Source organism: Galbibacter sp., assembly GCF_048266365.1.
GTDB lineage: Bacteria > Bacteroidota > Bacteroidia > Flavobacteriales > Flavobacteriaceae > Galbibacter.
In genome coordinates this window covers 558655-579168 of record NZ_JBLWZP010000001.1, presented here as the reverse complement: position 1 = coordinate 579168, position 20514 = coordinate 558655, and the positions used below count along the sequence as shown (strand labels likewise).

Below are 20514 nucleotides of genomic sequence, written 5' to 3'. Positions count from 1 at the left end.
TGTACTAACCAGGTATAGGCTCATATTGAATTTCTAAGCACCTATTCTTATTTTTCCCAAGCAAGGCGTTGTTTATTTTCCAACAATGTTTTTCTTAGTTCCTCATATTCTACATCCTGAAGGCTAACACCATGATCAATAGCTAGTGAAGCTGCAATGGCTGCAGATTGACCAAGTACCATAAAAACAGGCTCCATCCTGATAGAACCAAAAGCAATATGAGAAGCACTTAAGCACACAGGAACAGCAAGGTTAGTGGCTTCACTTTCTGTAGGGACAATAGAACGGTAGCTAATTGGAAAAGGTTTTAAACCACCAGCTTCAACATTCCCCTCATTTTGTACAAAACCATTTGCATCTACATAACGCTGAACATTATGAGAGTCCATAGTATAAGCAGCCAATCCTACAGGATCCTCCACTACTTTTAAAGCTTCACAATTGTGCTGCGTCATAACATAATCACTGACCATTCTTCTGGCTTCTCGAATATAAAGTTGATTCTGCCAACCATCACCTCGATCAAACTCATCTTTGGTCATACCCCACTTCGATGCGATATCACGAACTTTTTGAGGGATTCTAGGGTGATTCGCCAAAGTCCACATGAGTCCCATTTGGTAGATTCTGTGTTCTTCGATAATCTTTTCACGTTCTTCATAAGAAGCCTCAGGATATTCATAGTTTCTACCGATGTAGTCTGTTGAAAAACCAAACTTATTATTGGTGTCTGTTTTTCCATTAGGCATTTTTGAATTTATCCAAGGAAGTAATGCACTAGAATAACTATACATGTCTTTTATAAGGCCCTTTCTTGCCTCATAATTTCTAAGCAACAACTCATAATCCAATTCGTTGTAATTCTCAGGCTTTTTAAATGGAATTTGATTCTCAGGAACATCTGTCAAACACATTCTAAAACAATACGCCTGAATCTTATCATCAGCCTCACCTTCTAAACCAGGTCTCAGATTGATATTTGGCAACAATCCACTACTAGGATCTCCTTTAACAACATAAGGATCCACTCCTGGTACGAAGTTATGGTTAAAGGCATTTTTAGATACTTTCTTTTTTAAAGTAAGATTGATATTATTTGGCTGCACCCCATTGAGTGTTTCACCATACTGTGCATTACTCTCACGCCCTAAGGTATAACTAACACCAGCAGCAGCCATAAGGTCTCCTTCGTAAGTAGCATCAATAAACACCTTACCGCTATACACGGTTCCGTCTAGCATCACAATGGCATAAATAGTAGTGCCTTTTTTACGCACCCCATCTTTACGATTCAATCTTTTTTCAGTAACCAGCTTAACTTTTTCTTTGGCTAGCATTTTCTTGTAAACTGTCAGCGCAGCAGAAGGCTCAAAAGTCCACATAGCGTCCTCATGCTCGCCTGTTCGAGATTGGCCACCTCCTTTATATTCCGATTTCTTTTGCCATTTCCAATTAGCTGGATCATCATAATACGTTCTGATATTTTGATAGAACTCACGAGAAATTCCCCCAATGGCTTGTTTATTTCCAATGTCTGTCTGCCCCAGACCTCCAGTTGTTAAACCTCCAATTCTTGAAGAAGGTTCAATAAGCAAAACTGATTTCCCCATTCTACTACTCTGAATGGCCGCTGCTATACCAGCAGATGTACCACCATAAACCACAATGTCATATGTTTTTTTTCTAACCAGATCTGGTTCTGCAACAAATGAACTGAGCACTAAAAAAACAGATGTGGCGATTAGGATTAATATATTTTTATTCATTACACTGATTTAAAAATTAGACTTAAAAGGATTTTATTTCTCCCACTTCAAACGTTGCTTGTTTTTCAACAGACTCTCCTTTAATATATCATATTCAAGATCCTGAAGCTTTACGTTTTCATCGATGGCTAATGAAGCTGCGATAGCAGCTGACTGACCAAGCACCATAAAAACAGGTTCCATTCGAATAGAGCCAAAAGCAACGTGGGTTGAGCTCAAACATACAGGAACAACAAGATTAGTAGCCTCACGCTCCGTAGGGATAATGGAGCGGTAACTCACAGGAAAAGGATCCAATTGTAATGCGGCCACATTACCCTCATTTTGCACATAACCATTTGCATCCACATAGCGTTGAACATGATGGGAATCTATAGGATAAGAAGCTAACCCTACTGGATCTTCAACTATAGTGATACGCTCACAGTTGTGCTGGGTCATCACATAATCACTGATCATTCTTCTAGCTTCACGAATATAAAGTTGATCTTGCCAACCATCGCCTCGTTCAAATTCATCCTTGGTCATACCCCATTGCGATGCGATATCACGAACCTCCTTTGGGATTCTTGGGTGATTGGCCAAAGTCCACATGAGTCCCATTTGGTATTCTCTGTGTTCTTCAGCAATCTTTTCTCTTTCTTGGTAGGAAGCTTCTGGATACTCATAGTTTCTTCCAATATAATCCGTAGAAAACCCAAACTTATTATTGGTATCGGTTTTTCTATTTGGCATTTTAGCATTAATCCAAGGAAGCAACAAATTCGAATAACTGTGCATGTCCCTTACAAGACCCTTTCTGGCTTCATAATTTCGAAGGAGCAATTCGTAATCCAGTTCATTATAATTATCAGGCTTTTTAAACGGAATGCGATTTTCAGGAACATCCGTCAAACACATTCTAAAACAATAGGCCTGAATCTTATCATCACCTTCACCCTCAAGGCCAGGTTTTAAATTGATATTCGGCAACAATCCACTACTGGGATCACCATTAATAATATAAGGATCAACTCCTGGAAGGAAATTATGATAATGTGCGTTTCGCGATATTTTCCGTTTTAAGGTAAGATTAAAATTATTGGCCTGTACCCCATTAAGCGTTTCACCATACTCTGAATTACTCTCACGCCCCAAGGTATAACTCACACCAGCAGCGGCCATGAGATCCCCTTCGTAGGTAGCATCGATAAACATCTTACCCCTATAAACAGTTCCATCCAACATTTCTATGGCATAAATAGTAGTGCCATTCTTGCGCACTCCGTCCTTACGGTTTAATTTCTTCTGCGTAACTAGCTTAACTTTCTCTTTTGCCAACATATCCTCGTAGACCTGCAAGGCAGCAGATGGTTCAAATTTCCACATGGTAGGAATCGCTTCCCCAGGGTTACCTTTACCACCACCTTTATATGCTGATCGCTTTTGCCATTTCCAATTCGCCGGGTCATCGTAATAGGTATAGATTCCCTGGTAAAACTCTCTAGCAATACCACCTATTACTTTTTTCTTACTTATATCTGTTTGCCCTAGACCACCAGTTGTTAACCCACCAATACGTGAAGAGGGTTCAATTAGTAACACTGTTTTTCCCATTCTACTACTCTGTATGGCGGCAGCAATACCAGCTGATGTTCCACCATAAACAACAATGTCATATGCCTTCTTTCTAGTCAGAGTCGGCTCTGCCATAAACGAACTTAACACCAAAAAGAAGCTTATCGCCACGAGGGCCAAAATATTTTTATTCATAATATCTTTTATCTTAAATTCATGATATGTGATTATAAGTCCCATTCAATAGGAATGGGACTTATACTACATCAACTAACTTAACTAACAAACTTCTAATAGCCCGGATTCTGGGTAAGATTGTCATTCAACAATATTTCGTCTTGCGGAATTGGCCATAGATACTGCCGTTCCGGAAAGTTCATCTTATTTAATACTCTGGCCATACCCGCATTGAGTAGATTTTCAAATTGAGGCAGGCCATCCTGATCGATTTCTGGCGTTAATCCCCAGAACCATAAACCTGGCTCTACGATGTCATCCATCAGTTTGCCTGTAGGAGCTACGTTGACATTCGCATTAGAATCTACGTTTAACATCCCATAGATATTTCCACTCATCGCCTTTACGGCCAACTTCCATCGAATTAGATCCATATATCGAAGTCCCTCAAGGGCAAACTCAGATCTTCTTTCATTTCTGACTTTAAAACGCAATTCACTTTGGTCAGTGGTAGTGATCTCAGGGTTTGTAAATTGAGATTTTGCATACGCTCTATCACGTACTTCATTCATCGCATCTAATACGCTTTGATCAATCTGATTCAACTCGATTTTTGCTTCAGCGTACATTAATAACACATCTGCATATCGAATAATAATGCGATCAGGATCCGTATTGTAATCTTTCCAATCCTCAGATAAGGATTTCTTCCAATACAATCCATTAAACGAAGCCCATTGCACTATGGACCTTGTATCATTATTAGTCACCATTTTATTGGTTAGATAACTCATGATTTGTTTGTGCTCTGGATGTGAGGTGAAATCAACACCTAAGAATTCAGTCCCTTGATCTGGCGTTCTTCCATCACCATCTGCTAAAGAGCCAAATGGAACAATGGTCATTAAAAGACGAGGATCTCTGTTTTTAAATGGATTGCGAGGATCAAATAATGGAGATTCATCAATAGGCAAACCATCTACACATTCAAAAGAAGCCAATAAAGGCCAAGAAGGTTGATTTCCTGCGTATCCTCCAAATGTTCGAGGGAGCATCCCTCTAATGGTAATTGGAGTAGCAATTACATTAAACTCCTTGCTCCTAGAAATCTTAAAGATGATTTCTTTTGAGCTTTTCGTGGTGGGTAAGAATAATTCCTGAAAATCTGGATGCAATTTGTACACCCCTAGATCCATACATTCTTTTGCCGCAGCAGCAGCAGTTTCAAAATCATTTAAATAAATTGCTGATCTGGCTTTAAGAGCATAAGCCGCACCTTTGGTTGCGAACTCAGTTCCAGAATAGGATTCCGGTAAGTTTTCAACGGCAATATCATAGTACTCATAAATCTTTTGTAGAATCTCCTGTTTATTGGTGCGTCCTACTTCAAAAGATTCTTCGATAGTCAATTCACCTTCGTAAAATGGAACATCTCCATAATGTGTAATTAGGTATGTCCAAAAAAACGCGCGGGCAAAATTAACTTCGCCAATAAACTGCTTGGCTTTCTCATCCGTAAGAACGCCATTTTGTTTCTCTAAAGCTTCTGCAACAACATTAGCTCTTGTAATCCCTTTATAAATGATAAACCACTGACTTGCACCGTGTCCGAATTCAGAAGATAAGGTGCCTGCCTGAATTTGATCAATATCACTTCTGGTCTGAACATCATCAGTCCAGCCCTCAAGAGCATCCATGATCCAATATTCAGTGCGATACAGCTCGTTGACAGATTGTCTAAATTGATCTTCAGTGGTGTACCAGCTCCCTACACTTGCTGCATCTTGCTGCACCAAATCAAGTTCGGTACAGGAGAATCCAGTCCATAAAACAATAGCCAATAGTATTAATCTTGGTATATTTAAAAATCTCATAAGTCTAAAGTTTAAAGTGAAACATCAACGCCTAATATGAAGGCTTTTGTGATTAGATATCCTCCTCCATATTCAGGGTCTATCCCCTCTGGAAAACTATCAATAGTGAACAAATCATTACCCGCTAGAAAAACGCGAAGTCTTGATATGCCGATTTTCTCAACAACTCTAGAAGGTATGGTATACCCCAAGGTTATGTTCTTAATTCTCATGTAAGCCCCATCGGTTAACCAAAAATCTGAAAACGTATAGTTATTACTTGATGAATTATCCGACAACCTTGGATACTGAGCAGCAGCATTTTCTGCAGCTGAATTATAGTTGCTCCAATACTTCCCATCTATTAAGGTAGGTGGCGCTAACCAATGTCCTCTAAAAGGCTGGGCAAAATGCTCTCCCAATAAATATCTTTGCTTTGCAACACCTTGGAAAGTAACACCAAAATCTAGTCCCTTATACCCTAAAGAAATGTTTCCTCCATATTCAAATTTTGGAGATGTCGAACCACCTAAGTACGTTCTATCGAGTTCGTTTATCAATCCATCAGGCTCCCCTTCGGGACCACTGATGTCAACATATTTGATATCTCCTGGACGGACATTATTGCTTGTTGTTGCAGAATTATCTACCTCTTCTTGTGTTTGATAAATTCCATCGGCCTTATAACCAAACCAGGATCTAAATTGAGAACCTTCTTCAGAAATTGTGGTACTACCAATTATTCGTTTTCCTTCAATGTCACCAATGATGGACTCTGAATTAAATATATTAAAGGCGGCAGAATAGTGAAAATCTCCGATATTATCGTTCCATCGAAGCGATAGCTCCCAACCTTCTGTATCCATGCTTCCTACATTATAGGTAGGATCCTCGTATCCACTTAAGGATGGAATACTTAGATCCAATAACATGTCTTCGGTTTTCTTTTTATAATAATCAGCAGTAACAGATAACTTATCTTCAAAAAGGTTAAGATCAATACCTAAATCCAAGGTCGTGGTCGTTTCCCAAGTGATATCCTCAATAGCTAAATACCGTTGCCCTGCAGCTCTTAACAGTTCAGTATTTGATCCATTTGGACGAACCGTATTCATGAATTGAAAAACTGGTAAATACAAATAGTTTCCAAGTCTGTCATTTCCAAGCTTACCATAAGACCCTCTGAGTTTCAAAAATGAAACTGGGGAATTAAGGTTCTTAAAGAAATTCTCATTGGTTACTACCCAACCTGCAGAAATTGATGGGAAAGTTCCCCAACGGTAATCAGACCCAAATCTCGATGATCCATCTCGCCTAACATTAGCTTGTAATAGGTATTTATTCTTATAATCATACTGTATTCTTCCAAAATAAGAAGAGTATGCTAATTCAGATATACCACTTCCATCATCAAAGACGTTGTCTACAGGCGCTTCACCTAAAAATGGATATTCATATACTTCATATTCTTTTCCAACCACCTTCAAGGTCTCATTTTCTTGAGAAAACTCCTCAAAACCTAGCACCCCTCTAATGGAGTGATCTCCAAACGATTTATCGTAATTAATAAGGGCTTGGGTAGTAAGCGCACTATTAAAACTTCTTCTTTCGTTTAATCTAGAATTCACAGGATTATGTCCGCTGATGTATTTTGGTGTTCCTGCCATCTCAGGATCATCAAACTCCCAATATGGAATAGGTTTTATAAAAGATTTTGCTTTATGGAATTCATAACGTGGAGATAAATTCACTGATATTTTAACCTCAGGAACTGGTTTATAGAAAATACCTACTTTCCCAAAGATTTCATAAGTTTCATTTATACCAAATCCACCATGCTGCAGTTTGGCGTATACATTATTTGACGATTGTCCAGGAGCGACTCTACCATCCTCATATAAAGCAGAGTAAATGGAAGCCCCGTACACACTGTGATCGGTTGGATCTACAGTTGGTGTGTCTTGTTTCCCGATTCTAAAAGAAACATCCACATTCGCTCCAAATTTGTCATTAAATTCAATGTCGTTATTAACTCTGGCTGTATACCTTCTCCACTTTCGGTGATCGTATAACGCATTTTGTTTCTCATAACCGAAAGAGGCCAAAGTCTTTAAATTCTCACCCCCTCCACTTAGGGTTAACCCATGTCTGTACCCTAAGGCTTGATCTTTCATAGAAAGATCATACCAATCTGTATCTGGGAATTGGTCAGGGTTTTCAGCATGGCTAGCCATATAATTCTTGATCAATTCTTCAGAATACACAGGAAAATTATCATCGCCGTTACCACTATCATTCCATCTTTTTTCATTCATCATTTCCATATATCGGATGGAACCAACAGAACCTGGAACTTCGGTAGGAGTATTTATGATCGTTTCACCGGTATAATTCACACTAAACTCTCCTCTTTTAGCACGTTTAGTGGTAATTATAATAACACCAGCAGCTCCTCTAGAACCGTATATAGAAGCAGAAGCTGCGTCTTTAAGCACCGAAATAGATGCAATTTGATTAGGGTCTACATCATCAATACTTCCAACAGGCACGTCGTCTACTAATATTAAAGGACTGTTATCTCCTTGAAGTGTCGTTAAACCACGAAGTCTTAACACAGAGCTACCCGCACCTGGAGCAGAGCTTGATTTAGTTACAGTTAATCCTGGGATGGCTCCCTGAAGAGCAAGTGAAGTATTGGTTACCTTTCTTTCAGCTATTTCAACCCCTTTCATCGTAGTGATAGAACCTGTTAAGTCTCTTCTTGATTGGGTTCCATATCCAACTACAACGACCTCGTCTAACGCTGCCGCATCAAGCTTTAATTCTGCATTGATATGACTTCGTCCATTGACTTGGATTTCTTGTGTAGCGTATCCAATGTAACTTATTACTAGGGTGGCGTTTTCTTGAACTTCGATTACGAAATTCCCATTAAAATCACTCATCACCCCATTGGAGGTACCCTTTTCCAAGATGTTTGCAGCTGGAACAGTCAATTTCGTTTCAAACTCCGTTATCGTACCTGCAACGGTAACCGTTTGCTGCTCTTTTCTAGGGTTTTTGGTTTTTACTTTTTTAGGAAGTTTTTTTATAACAACTTGTTTACCTGATATCTTATATGAAAGATTGGTATTTAAAAAAGCATCTTGTAGAACCTTATCTATAGATGCGTCTTCAAGTGAAATGGATATTCTCCCATTGCCTTTTAGGACATCATCCTTGTAAAAGAAAACAAATTCGGTGTTTTCTTGAATTACATCAAGAAAATCAACAAGCTTCACATCCTTTAGATCGATATCTATATCATTCTGACTGTAAAAGGGATTAGCATAAGTTGAACTGACACAAAGCACCAATAAGATTATAAATCTTCGCATAATATTCAATAAGAATCGGCCAAAGTTATTTAATGCATAACATGACCTAAATATTTCATATTTATTCATAGTTTTGTATTTCGTTAGTTTAAATTGCTCTCGTAAAGTATATTAACTGACTCGGCCATAAGATGTTGACGCATCTTCTGGCCTTTTTTTATGTTGATTTCATTCCATCTGTTCTGTTTTATTGATTACTATTGATCCGTTTTCTTTAATTTCGTAATTAAAGCTTGAAGCTTGTTGTAAAGTAGTTAACACGCTTTCTATTGAATTCTTTAAGTTGAGATAGCCTGAAAACGTTTCTTCCTCCATAGCTGACTCCTGAAAATTAATAGTCACATTGTAATATCGATCAAGCTTCTTCATAATGTATTTTAGGGTGTTATTCTTAAAGACTAAAGCCCCCTCACGCCAAGAAAAATAATTTTCAACATCAACCTCCATAGTTTCTATTCTAGTATTATCCTTACTATAAACTGCCATGGTTCCAGGTGTTATTTTCACCTTTTTAGATGATTCAAAAAATGAATCAAATTTATGACTGATCTGTACACTTCCACTTTTGAGAACCGTTTTTACGTCCTTATCATCTGGATAATTACTCACGTTAAAAACAGTACCCAATACTTCAATGGTTTGACCTTCAGATAACACTTTAAAAGGATGCTTGCTGTCATGTACCACATCAAAAATGGCTTCTCCTTCCATTAAGAGAACTTCTCTGTCTTTCCCATTGAACACCACTGGATAGGTAAACTTAGTACCTGAGTTTAACCAGACCTTGGTACCATCAGACAATACTATTTTAGATCTCCTTCCATATGGGACTATGATGGTATTAAATTCATTTTGCTCTTGTAGAGCAATCTCCTTTGCATTACCCAGAGTGTCTGCTATATTCACCTCACGTCCACTATTCTGATATGCAATTCTTGAATTATTATTCTGTATTACCAATTTCTTATGACCTCCCAGAAATAGCTGAACATCACTAGCTTTCTCCACCTCTACATCTTTTGAGGATTTTGCAAATTCAGTTATCGATGTCTCCTTCGAGCTATACTGATATAGACCTATTCCCAGCATTACAACCACCATAGCCACCGCAGATATACTATAAAACAGACGTCTTCTTCTATTTTTATAGGCGCTAGCGGATGTCATAATCCTATCCCTTAATTCTTTCTTTTCGTTTTGGTTCATTAAATTCAAATTAATCTGACAGCAGGTATATAGAGTCCTAGCCAGAAATTAAGCCAATTTATCTTTTAGATTGGTAAGATTAATTGATGCCCATATATACATAAGTAGCCTACTTCTGTTTTATAGACAAAATTTTGAAGAAATTTTTAATAAAATATATGGATCGCAATCATAATGAGCGATACGACGTGTTTTCTAAGTACAGATAATGCACGATAAACAAGAGTTCTCGAGGTTGCAGCACTGACATCCATGATCTCCGCAATTTCACCATAGGTTCGATTCTCGGTAAACTTAAGCTGCAAAACTTTTTGTTGTCGCTTGGTCAAATAGGTTAAGGCAGTTTTCAACTTGTGTAATTTCTCATTTAAATGCTCAGCCTCCACGAGTTCTTCTTCATAAGACGATCCAGAATTTAATTGTTTAATCTCCAAAAGAGAAGCTTCTAAGTTGATGTGTTTTTTGGAAATATGTTTTCGGAGCACCTCTCGTTTAAGAGATTTTAAAAGGTAATATTTTACATTTGTGGGATCGGTAACTTTAGACCGGTACTTATACAGATTGACAAACAGATCATGGATGCTATCCATAACTAGAGTTTTGTTATGAACCTTTTCCAAACCATAAGAGAATAGTTCGTCTGCATATAGATCGTACAGCTTACCTAAGGCATCCATATTTCCTTTCTTCATTCTTTTCCAGAGTGCCTTGGCTTTCTTTTCATCTACAGTAGATTTAGATGAATTGGGTTCAGTACGATAACCCATAGAAGCTTCATCAGTGTTTTCAGATTGCACATTTACATTATGAACAACTTCAAGGTTGGTATTCTCAGAATAATTAATGAAATTACTATTAAATTCATCTTCGTCTTTTACATTATCATCCTTTAAATGTTCCATCTAAATACGTTTGAAATTAATCAATTATAAAATTTACATGTGCTAAAGTATGTAAAGTGTTTGACACTGATATTTTCTTAAAGTAAAGGGTTGGTTATATTTCTAGTAACACAATATTAACAATTAATGTGTTAAAATCATAACTATTCATAATGAATTATGTACTATATAAGTCAGGGTTTCTAATTTAAGTCACTATTCCGTCCTCCTAGAAATCAAGTGATTAAGATTGCTGTATTTCCTCTAAAAACTACAACTTAATATTAAATTTAAGTAGTTAAAACCATGCTTCATACAACACTCAAACTATTGATTTTTAGAATATTAAAATTAAATCTAAAAAATTGAACTTCAAACACAAGACATCTTATTTTTAATGAAATCCCCCAACTATTGATGGATTTTGAATAATTCAAAACGTTAAACTTTTAGCTTTTACCAAGTAGGAAGTGTTCAAGCTTCTTTATTAACATTGGGTTAACATTTAACGAGTTTTTCAATAAAAACCTATTGCTTCTCCGTGTATAGTAAAACTTAAAACATAGATCTACTTACCCTTGATTCTTTAATAATTCCAATAATGCTCCAGGTTTATCTGTAGTGATGTAGTCGATGTCCTTATCTAAAAACCATTGCATATCCTCTTTCTTATTGACGGTCCAAACATTGGTTATTAGTCCCAACTGTTTTGCTTGGGCTATAAGATCTGGGTTCTTTTTATACATTTTGATATGATAATCTACGCCAGCATACCCTGCATCCTTAACTTCTTGAAGACTTTGTTTTTCTTCCCAGCTCAGATAGCTTACAACTGCTTTATTATCAAGGGATATTACTTTGAGTCCAATATTCCAATCAAAACAAATATACTCCACTGCATCGCGCGCATTTAAATCATGTACCAGCTGCACAACCTTAGTTGCCAGCTCAATATTCCTTTGCTCACCAATCTTAGAGGTTTTGATTTCGAGGATTAATTTTACAACATCTTGTTGCTGTCCTCGATTAATATAGCTTTCTAGAGTAGGCAAATCTTCTCCATTTGGAAGCTTTTTCGCATTGAGTTCTTGATATGTAGAGGTTTCTATTTCTAAACCTTGGTGAGTTGGATCATGGCACACCACCAAAACACCATCAGCTGTCATCCAAATATCCAATTCTGATCCACCATAACCTCCTTTGATTGCTTGATCCAAGGAAGCAATTGAATTTTCAGGTAAACCCTGCTCTTCCCATGCACCTCTATGGGCTATAACTTTATTTACCAAACCTTCACTTTCACATGAAGTTGTAAGCATTAAAGTACACACTAAAAATAAAAATACTTTTTTCATAAAAATTTATTCTATAAACTAATTTACTATTAATGAACGATTTATAAGTTGAATCGAATTGTGGTAGAAAGAGATCATTTGACACTCCCCCTCAACTTCCGTTTTGTTATTTTCCAATACATCCATTTTCTGACACGAAAGAACAAATAATGATTCATAGGTATGTTACTTCAATATTATTTTAAGCGTAATAAGACTTGAAATTAACTAAGGTTAGAGGCCTTGATGATTTCATCAAGGAGGCTAATATCTATTGGTTATTCGCCTTAGTGATTTCTTTTTCTTTATAATAATCGATCCATGCTCTTATTCTACCTACGAACATTTTGAGATAATTCTCGGTTAAAAATATGTTTGACCAATCAAACCTCTTAGCTTGTATTCCAAGATAAAAAGCAAAAATCGAAGCTCCTGCTTCCGGTACAACTTGCAATTCTGATTTAGAAATTCTTTTTACCGATTGATAACCACCGAGAAAGCTCTCCACTTTTGATTCATAGATTTCTTTGTCAGTTTCGATAAAAAACAACTGTTTACAGAAATAAGCGACATCCAATATCAACGGCCCGTTTCCACAGCAATCAAAGTCAAATATTGTAATTTCATTTTCTTCATTTACACTCATATTATCATACCATAAATCAAGATGCACTATCCCTTGACGAAAACTTGACAAGTTATCATTGAAGGTTTTTGTTATTTCCATTCCCATTTGCTTGAGATACTTCATCTCTGGTAACTGCTCCGAGAAATACTGCGCTAATAGATCGTAAGATTCATTTAAGAGTAGATTAGGATCATAGTGCACTCTGTCTATGCTGATATTTTCTGTTAACGTATGAAATTGAGCCATTAATACACCAATTGCAAAACAGGTGTCATTAGACATAAAACGCATTTTTTGACCTTCGGCGAATGAGAAAACAACTAAATAGCGTAGCCCTTCCGGTGCGTATATGCTTTGAATAAAATTCTTATGTCTATCTGGTATGGGGTACGAAACCGAAAGATCATTATCCTTAAGTAAAGTAAGGAGTTTTAACTCTTCTTGAATTTCAATTTTTGACCGCCAATTATGACAATAAACCCTCACCACCATTTTTTTGACTCCATTTGAAATGAAATAAGTATGGTTCATTCCTGTTCTAAACAGTTTGCATTCAAACGAATTGTCTAAATCATAATGTTTCTTGACAAAGTCGCCAAGGTCATTTTCGGATAAGGTTGAAGTAGTTACTGGAAAAGATTTCATTTGTTTGTTTCAATTAATTGAGGCTAAATTTTTCATGAGCCGCCATTACTATTGGGAAGTTTGTCGGCACATTGCTTGGTCCAGGGTTTAATAATATCTTTATTCACTTCTTCGAACTCTATTTCAAATAATTCCATGAAAGATTTATTACTCTCCAATAGTTCAACATCATTAAAAAGGTCAACGCTAAACACCGTTGCATAATCTTTGTTGACCTCATTTTTTGCACGATTGACTTTTCCATTTGTGTTTTTGAAACATTTGAACTTCTGCATAGTATTAAAAAATTTGGTTTTATTTTCCTTTATGTCTATGTGATTCTCACAAGATTGAATATCTCCAAAACTAAACTTCAACCAAACTTTATCTTTTTCGAACATAATCACTATACTAAAAATATACTCTCCGTTACGTGATTTTGCTTCTGGATAACTAAATAATTTCAATAACTTCTCATCATCTGGTAATAAAAAAATCACATTTCTATCCCCTGAGTCATGACTCTCTATAAAACTCCGCTCTTTCTCTAATAGATAACTTTTAACTACCTTTTTATACTTTGAAAAATCTTCTTGGCTTCTAATTATAAAATCAATTTCTTTTTTAAAATCCCTATAGATTTCTTTTGCTAATCTAACTTCCTTACTTGTCTTAGTAATATCATTTTCTACCATAGTTACATATTGATTTATACTCTCTTTTATAGTTGCTGAAGCTTTGCTTATAGAATCCGTATTCCTCTTAACCAGATCAACAATACTCTGATAATTAATATTTTTATAGGCTTTCCCCTTTTTGAAACCTAAGTGACTAGTACTTGTCTCGGGGGTGAGAGTTAAGTAAATTTTGTTATCAATATCACTGAAATTTCTATTTACATACTTATAATACTTTTTGAGTTGATTCTTAGAATAGCTAGCATGTATTTTATTCTCGATTACTATTACAAAATTACGCTCTTCGTTTACAATAAGAATATCGATATTATGGACAGTTTCGCGGTAAACCTTTGTACTCTGTAGATTACTTTCCAGCAATGAATTATATTTGGTTGGATCCGAAAGAGGATTTGTATTCTCACAAATTATTTGCAACAATCCTTTTAAAAATATATCTCCTAGGTTATGGGACTCGTTAGGCTCGAATAACCATCCTAAAAAATTGCTATGACATATCTCTCTATATTGTACGCCTAGCACATTAAAAATATTGAACGCTTCCCGTGAAGTCTTTATATCCCGCAGTTGAGTGTTGTTCTCTTCTACAAATTTTTCTAAATCTTCAGTACTTACACACATATCATTTTCTAATACCCTGTTTACGTCTTTTGCTTTGTACATTGTTATGCCGTTGTATATTTAGAGGTCCTAACAGTTTATTCATAGGATTATACCTATTAGAATTTTTATTATTTAAAACCCGATCACTTCCACCTTACTCTTACCACTTTGTTGTTTACTAACCTTAATCTGAACAGGTATGCGCTCTGTCATTTCCTGTACGTGTGAAATCACACCTACTTTTCGACCTTGGTTGTGTAATCGCTCAAGAGCATCCATGGCAATGTTAAGTGTTGCAGGATCCAGAGAGCCAAAACCTTCATCAATAAATAGGGATTCAACTTTCATACGGCTGGAAGATAAGGATGCCAAGCCTAAAGCTAGTGCTAATGAAACCAAAAAGGATTCGCCACCGGAAAGTGAATATACCGTACGCACTTCATCACCCATATCCTGATCAAGAACCTGAAGACCCAAGGAATTAGGAATTCGCTGAAGGATATAACGTTTGCTCAATACCTCCAAGTGAACATTAGCATAACTTAATAACACATCCAAAGTATATTCCTGAGCAATTTGACGGAATTTTTTACCATCCGCAGAACCGATAATCTCATTGAGCTTCGCCCAATTTTCTACAATAGTCGCCTGCTTGTTTATCTCTTCTAACAAGCTTCCTATTCGTTGCTTGTTCTTAACGTCTTCATTTATCTTGAATCCTACTTCATTGTTCTTTTGATTATTTCTGTCCAATGATTCCTTTACCTGGCTCCGTAACGTAGTCAACTCTTCCTGTGTTCTCTCAGAAAGGCGTTGCTTTAGGTGAACTGTCAATAACTCAGTCCGCTCTTTCCACACAGTTTCTGCATGCTTAACCGCATCTTCAATAGCCCCTAAACTTTTCCTCTCTGCTTCTATCCAATCCTGGTTAAATTCTAATAAGCTTAATAACTTTTCTTGGTCAAGTGTTATTTCAGACTGCATATTATGTTTATAAATCCAATCATTGAGCTCTTCTTTTAGAGCTCCTTCCTGCTTGGATAAACTATCAATATCTTCTATAAGTTGGCCTTGTTGTGCTACATTTTTAGTGAGGTCTTCCTGTAGTTTTTCTTTTTTTAACCTTTGCTGCTCTAAAGTCTGTTTAGCCTGTTGAATTGCAGCCTTTAACTTGCCCTCTACTTCTGTAACAGCAGCTCCGTTAAAAATCGCTTTTCGATTTTCAGTTAACTTTTTATTTACCCCTTCAAGATCCGAAAGCTTTTTCTGGCTTATTATCACCTCGTCCTTAGTCGAATTGAGCTGTACCTCAAACCCTTTTATTTTCTCGGCCTGCACTTTTTGCTTCTGAAGAAAAGCTTCCAGTTCTGCTATATTAACTTTCCAACTATTGGCAAATTCTTTAATACTAGAAACAAATGATACTGGATTCGATCGCCAGTTTTCAAACCACTGTTCGGTGGTAAAGTATGTAGTTAACGCCTGCCTAAGCTCCTCTAGCCTCTTCTGAACCTTTTGTTTTTCTGCAATATCACTCTTTGTTTGATCCTCTAAAGATTTTAGGGTTCTATCGATATCCTTGATCTTGTTTTGAATTTGATCAAACTCTTTATCCAACCTTGCAAGCTGATCCTTATGATTTTCTAATTGTACTTTTTGTTTTGCATAAGATTGTATTTCAACAACTAATTGTTGCTGTTTTATTCTTTGCGCTTTCAATTGCTCTTGCAACCAAGAAGTCCGCTCCTGGAAAGGTTTGGCATTACAATTTTCTGAGACCTTAAATTCAGTCCAAGTTTCGTCAAGGCTCTCTAATTTTTCATTGTTCTCTATGGTTTGCACTTCAAGATCTCCAATGTACTTTGCTAACTGTGTCCCTTTTTGACTTAAAGTCGTATGCAGCGTTAATTGCTGAGTATACGCGGCCTCTATCCTTGCATGTTCAACTTCTAATTCAGACAGTACATGAGCAAGTCCCGGATTGTGTGAAGCATAAGGATGATCCATACTACCACAAACAACACAAGGTTCCCCCGGTTCTAATTGCTTTCTAAGCTCATCCACACTTTCTGCTGCCGCCAACCTCGCTTTTTCAAGCATTTTTAAGGAAGCTGTTCTCTCTGAGCTCCTAGCTGTGAGAAGTTTATCTGCCTGGTCTAATTCAAGGTTGTTTTTCTCCAGCTCCTTTTTATTTTTATCCCACTCTAGTTGTAATCTATTCTTCTCAAGTATGCCTGAGTATAGCAATTTCCAATGTGCAGAAGCCCCCACAATATCTTCGATGGAAACATCCAAAGAAGTCTTCTCCTTCTCAATATCAGAGATTGAAACCTTTGATAAAGCAGTATCTAAAGACTGATATTCAACTTTACTTTGATTCAGTTGCGTTTGAACAGCCTCCCTTTGCGAAGTTAAATGATCCTTTTCTTTACTGTCTTTTGAAATACCCTCTTCAGTAGTTTTAATACGGCTATTATACATTTGAAGGTTTTCCAAAATACTTTCCGCATCACTTAATTTAGATAAAATAAGATGCTCCTGTTCAGCAATAGGCTGACGACTCTCATTGTCTTCCTTCCACTTCTTAAGGGTAACGATCTTCTCTTCTACAGCTACTAATTCTGCTTTAGCTTTAGTAAATTGTTCACTCTGATTTACTTCCCTTTTACGAAGGTCATCTAAATCTTTAGAAGCCTGTTTAACCTGCTTAGCTTGCTCATCGAGTTTTACATCTAAAGCGTTTGCCTGAGTTAATAATGGCTTTGCGAGCTCTTCTTCCTGTTCTTTAACGACCAAGTCCTTATTAACGTTCATAAAGACAGTATCGGCTTCTTTTTTCAGCTTGGTTAAAGTTCCTTTAGCATTTGAAAGCTCTGCTGCCTGCTTTGTTTTATCAGTATGCTGTCTTTGAGTCCCTTTTAGTTCATTAAGGATTGGTCTGGCAGATTGAATAAGTGTAATCTGTTGGAATTGATCCTCCCTGGACTTTGCGGCTAATTTTGCAGTGACTACTTTTTCATTTTGCTGCTCGGCATCCTTCACACCCGCTTGGAGTTTGTTCCGCTGCTCATGCCAGTTTACTTCCTTATCCAGAGCAGTGATTTGCTTTTCTTCAGCTGTAATGCTGGTGCCTAATTGCTGCTTCTGCTCTTGTAAATCTTGTAACTCTTCTGTCGTAAAGGTTGCTATACCTTCGCGTTGATTATCCAGATCTCTTAGCTTCTGGGATTCTTCTCTATGGTGTTCGAACACCTTTTTGGAAATTTCAGAATAAATATGCGTACCAGTTAGCTTTTCCAACAAGGATGACTTTTCATCTTTTCCAGCTTTTAGAAAAGCGGTAAAATCACCTTGTGCCAGTAGAACAGAGCGGGTAAACTGCTCAAAGTTCAATCCTACTAAACGCTCTATTTCAGGGAGTAACTCTGTTTTCTTTCCCGGTATATCCTGATCCGTTGAAATGTTTTTAAGAGACACCTCATTAGGTTGCAAATTACCTTCAGCTTTATTGCGTGCTCTTCTTACACTCCAGGTTGCCCTGTAATGTTGATCATCGATACCCACAAAATCTACCTCAGCATAACCACTGGATGAACCATCTCTTAGGATACCTCGTACATCCCCTTGATTGATGGTGCTGCCATTTACATCTAAGACAGCAATGGAATTCTCGGCAAGCCTATATCGCGGAGTTTTCCCATAAAGGGCAAGACATAAGGCATCCAGTATCGTTGATTTTCCTGAACCGGTAGGACCGGTAATAGCAAAGATACCTGCGGAACGAAGTGGCTCCTCACTAAAGTTGATCTCTGTCTTTCCACCAAGAGAAGCTAAATTTTGAATGCGAATGGATAGTATCTTCATGCCTAATTTTCAGATTCGTTTACTTCCTGAGCTACCTGTTGAAATAACTTCTGAAGGTCCTTAGGAACGGGATTATCATATTTACTTTGATAGACTTTATCGAGCACTTCTAACGGCTGTAGCTGATTAAGCTGCTCTGAGCTCATTACGGTCTGTCCTTTAGATTTAGAAGTAGATTTGCCGTAGCGCACATCTATTTTTGCCAGTCTATAGTTTTTACCTGTTAGTGCTGTTTCTACTTTGTGTCTAAGACCGGGCTCCGGCCCTTCCAACAGTACACGAACTTCGAGATATGGTGCAGTATGGTTTTCTCCTTTAAATATTTCTAATTGTTGTAAAGTACTAAGAACTTCCTCGATGATACTATGTACTGCCGGACTTCGCTTAAGAGGAACTGAAACTGGTATCTCAATGGAATGCAGATTCTCAATTTTATCTGCAGTTACATCAAATACAATGACTTGATGTTTATAATTAGTTTCTGAGAAAGACATAGGCAAGGGACTTCCACTATACCGAATATGCTCTTTCCCACCAATGCGTTGGGCTTTATGAATATGTCCTAAAGCCACATAACGGATGTTAGTATCAAATGCAGACGCCGAAATACTTTCTACTCCACCCATAATTAGGCGTTCCGTTTTATCAAGATCACCTACTTCTGCTTGTTGCGCATGTAAGTGTCCCATAGCTATAATGGTTTGTCCTTCTTCTTTCTGCGATGCCGCATAATCATAGGCTTCTTTATAAAAAGCGTTAACGCCTTCAGTGTATGGATTGGAACTGTTCGCAACCGAAGGGTAATCACCCATTCGTAAAAAGGGAGCAGCGATACACCATAGAACTGTATTGCCCTGTTTGTCTTTTATAGGGATGGTTAATTTGCTATAGTCAATTGCTCCATCCTTGTCCTTCTGTACAAGTCCAATAATGTGAATATTGGAGGACTCCAAAAGGGGTTTAGGGGATTCCAGTCGTGAGGCTGAGTCATGATTTCCGGCTGTAGCTATGATTTGTAGTTTCGGGTTTTGCTTTACTGCCTTATTGAGAAAGGAATAAAACATTTTCACTGAAGCTGCCGATGGATTGGATAAGTCAAATACATCTCCACTTATCAATAAAACATCTATCTGCCGGGCAGTTAAAGTTTCCAACAGCCAATTTAAAAACTGCTGATGTTCATAGCGGCGGTCGTATTCATGAAATAGCTGACCTATGTGCCAATCAGCGGTATGCAAAATTCTAATCATGCGGTGGTTTTAATTGAATTTTCTGGTAATAATATAGTCAGCGTATATCCTTTTAACAACTTACTTAGGTAGTTGTTTTATCAAGGCTATTAACACTTATTACTTGCTTGTATAAAATTAAAAATATAAACCACAAAACCCTTGAGGTTTTTAGTAAAGATTGAATCCCAATCCTAACTTCTTCTAGTTTACTTAAAAAAAGTAATTAATTTCTCAATATTCTCTAATCTTTCATCACCTTCACTAATGCCTAAAAGCCCGGCATGCAAAAGGGGCTGTAAAGGTTTATTTTCCATAGTTAATGTATTTAATTCTTCAATTAACTTTAGTTAATTGTTGCACTAAAATATCGCCTAACAGGACATTAATTTACATTCCACCTCTTGCAGCAAAAGCTTCCTCTTGCTACAAATAATGCCAGCCCATTTTTTGAATTAGGGTCAAAGCTGCTTGTTGTGCATCGTTGTATTCTGTGTAGTTTATGGTAATAATTTATAAACTATTTTTCTTTCGTTATGGTGTTGTCTACGTTTTTGGGGAATTGAAATTTGCGTGAATACTTACAATAAGAATATAAAAACCTTCGAAACTCCTTATAAACCATGCAAAAACGTTATTATCATTATCTATATCTTTTACTCTACTATTGTTTCCTCTATTAGCTTTTGGGGAACTACTAGCTGCTTTTGGGGAATG

Annotated in this window: 11 protein-coding genes; all 11 read right to left on the bottom strand. The window is 37.0% G+C overall.

Translation table 11 applies throughout. From position 1 onward, the window contains the following. Positions 1-47 precede the first annotated feature (47 nt). Positions 48-1766 (bottom strand): FAD-dependent oxidoreductase, encoded by a 1719-nt coding sequence (locus ACN0TV_RS02440; protein WP_417359755.1) that lies wholly within the window; start codon positions 1764-1766, stop codon positions 48-50. A gap of 33 nt (positions 1767-1799) precedes the next feature. After that, positions 1800-3518: an FAD-dependent oxidoreductase gene (locus tag ACN0TV_RS02435; protein ID WP_417359753.1), complete on the bottom strand. Its 1719-nt coding sequence runs from the start codon at positions 3516-3518 to the stop codon at positions 1800-1802. 95 nt (positions 3519-3613) lie between these two features. Further along, positions 3614-5374 carry a RagB/SusD family nutrient uptake outer membrane protein gene (locus tag ACN0TV_RS02430; protein WP_417359751.1) on the bottom strand — a complete coding sequence of 587 codons (1761 nt, stop codon included), beginning with the start codon at positions 5372-5374 and terminating at the stop codon, positions 3614-3616. An 11-nt stretch (positions 5375-5385) separates the two neighbouring features. Then, positions 5386-8730, bottom strand: coding sequence for a TonB-dependent receptor (locus tag ACN0TV_RS02425; RefSeq protein WP_417359749.1), 3345 nt, complete (start codon positions 8728-8730; stop codon positions 5386-5388). A gap of 168 nt (positions 8731-8898) precedes the next feature. Further along, a complete protein-coding gene (locus ACN0TV_RS02420) occupies positions 8899-9936 on the bottom strand; it encodes a FecR family protein (protein ID WP_417359747.1) in 1038 nt (345 codons plus the stop codon). A gap of 146 nt (positions 9937-10082) precedes the next feature. Then, positions 10083-10838 (bottom strand): RNA polymerase sigma factor, encoded by a 756-nt coding sequence (locus tag ACN0TV_RS02415; protein ID WP_417359745.1) that lies wholly within the window; start codon positions 10836-10838, stop codon positions 10083-10085. Between the two features lie 551 nt (positions 10839-11389). After that, on the bottom strand, positions 11390-12172 hold the full coding sequence (locus ACN0TV_RS02410) for a glycerophosphodiester phosphodiesterase (protein WP_417359743.1): 783 nt from the start codon (positions 12170-12172) through the stop codon (positions 11390-11392). Between the two features lie 250 nt (positions 12173-12422). Then, positions 12423-13424, bottom strand: coding sequence for a phosphotransferase (locus tag ACN0TV_RS02405; protein ID WP_417359741.1), 1002 nt, complete (start codon positions 13422-13424; stop codon positions 12423-12425). A gap of 32 nt (positions 13425-13456) precedes the next feature. Beyond that, positions 13457-14764: a PD-(D/E)XK nuclease family protein gene (locus tag ACN0TV_RS02400; RefSeq protein WP_417359740.1), complete on the bottom strand. Its 1308-nt coding sequence runs from the start codon at positions 14762-14764 to the stop codon at positions 13457-13459. A gap of 72 nt (positions 14765-14836) precedes the next feature. Further along, entirely contained in the window at positions 14837-18568 is a 3732-nt protein-coding gene (locus ACN0TV_RS02395; protein ID WP_417359738.1) for an AAA family ATPase, read from the bottom strand. A 2-nt stretch (positions 18569-18570) separates the two neighbouring features. Then, complete coding sequence (locus ACN0TV_RS02390; RefSeq protein WP_417359736.1) at positions 18571-19818, bottom strand: exonuclease SbcCD subunit D; 1248 nt, start codon at positions 19816-19818, stop codon at positions 18571-18573. Positions 19819-20514 lie beyond the last annotated feature (696 nt).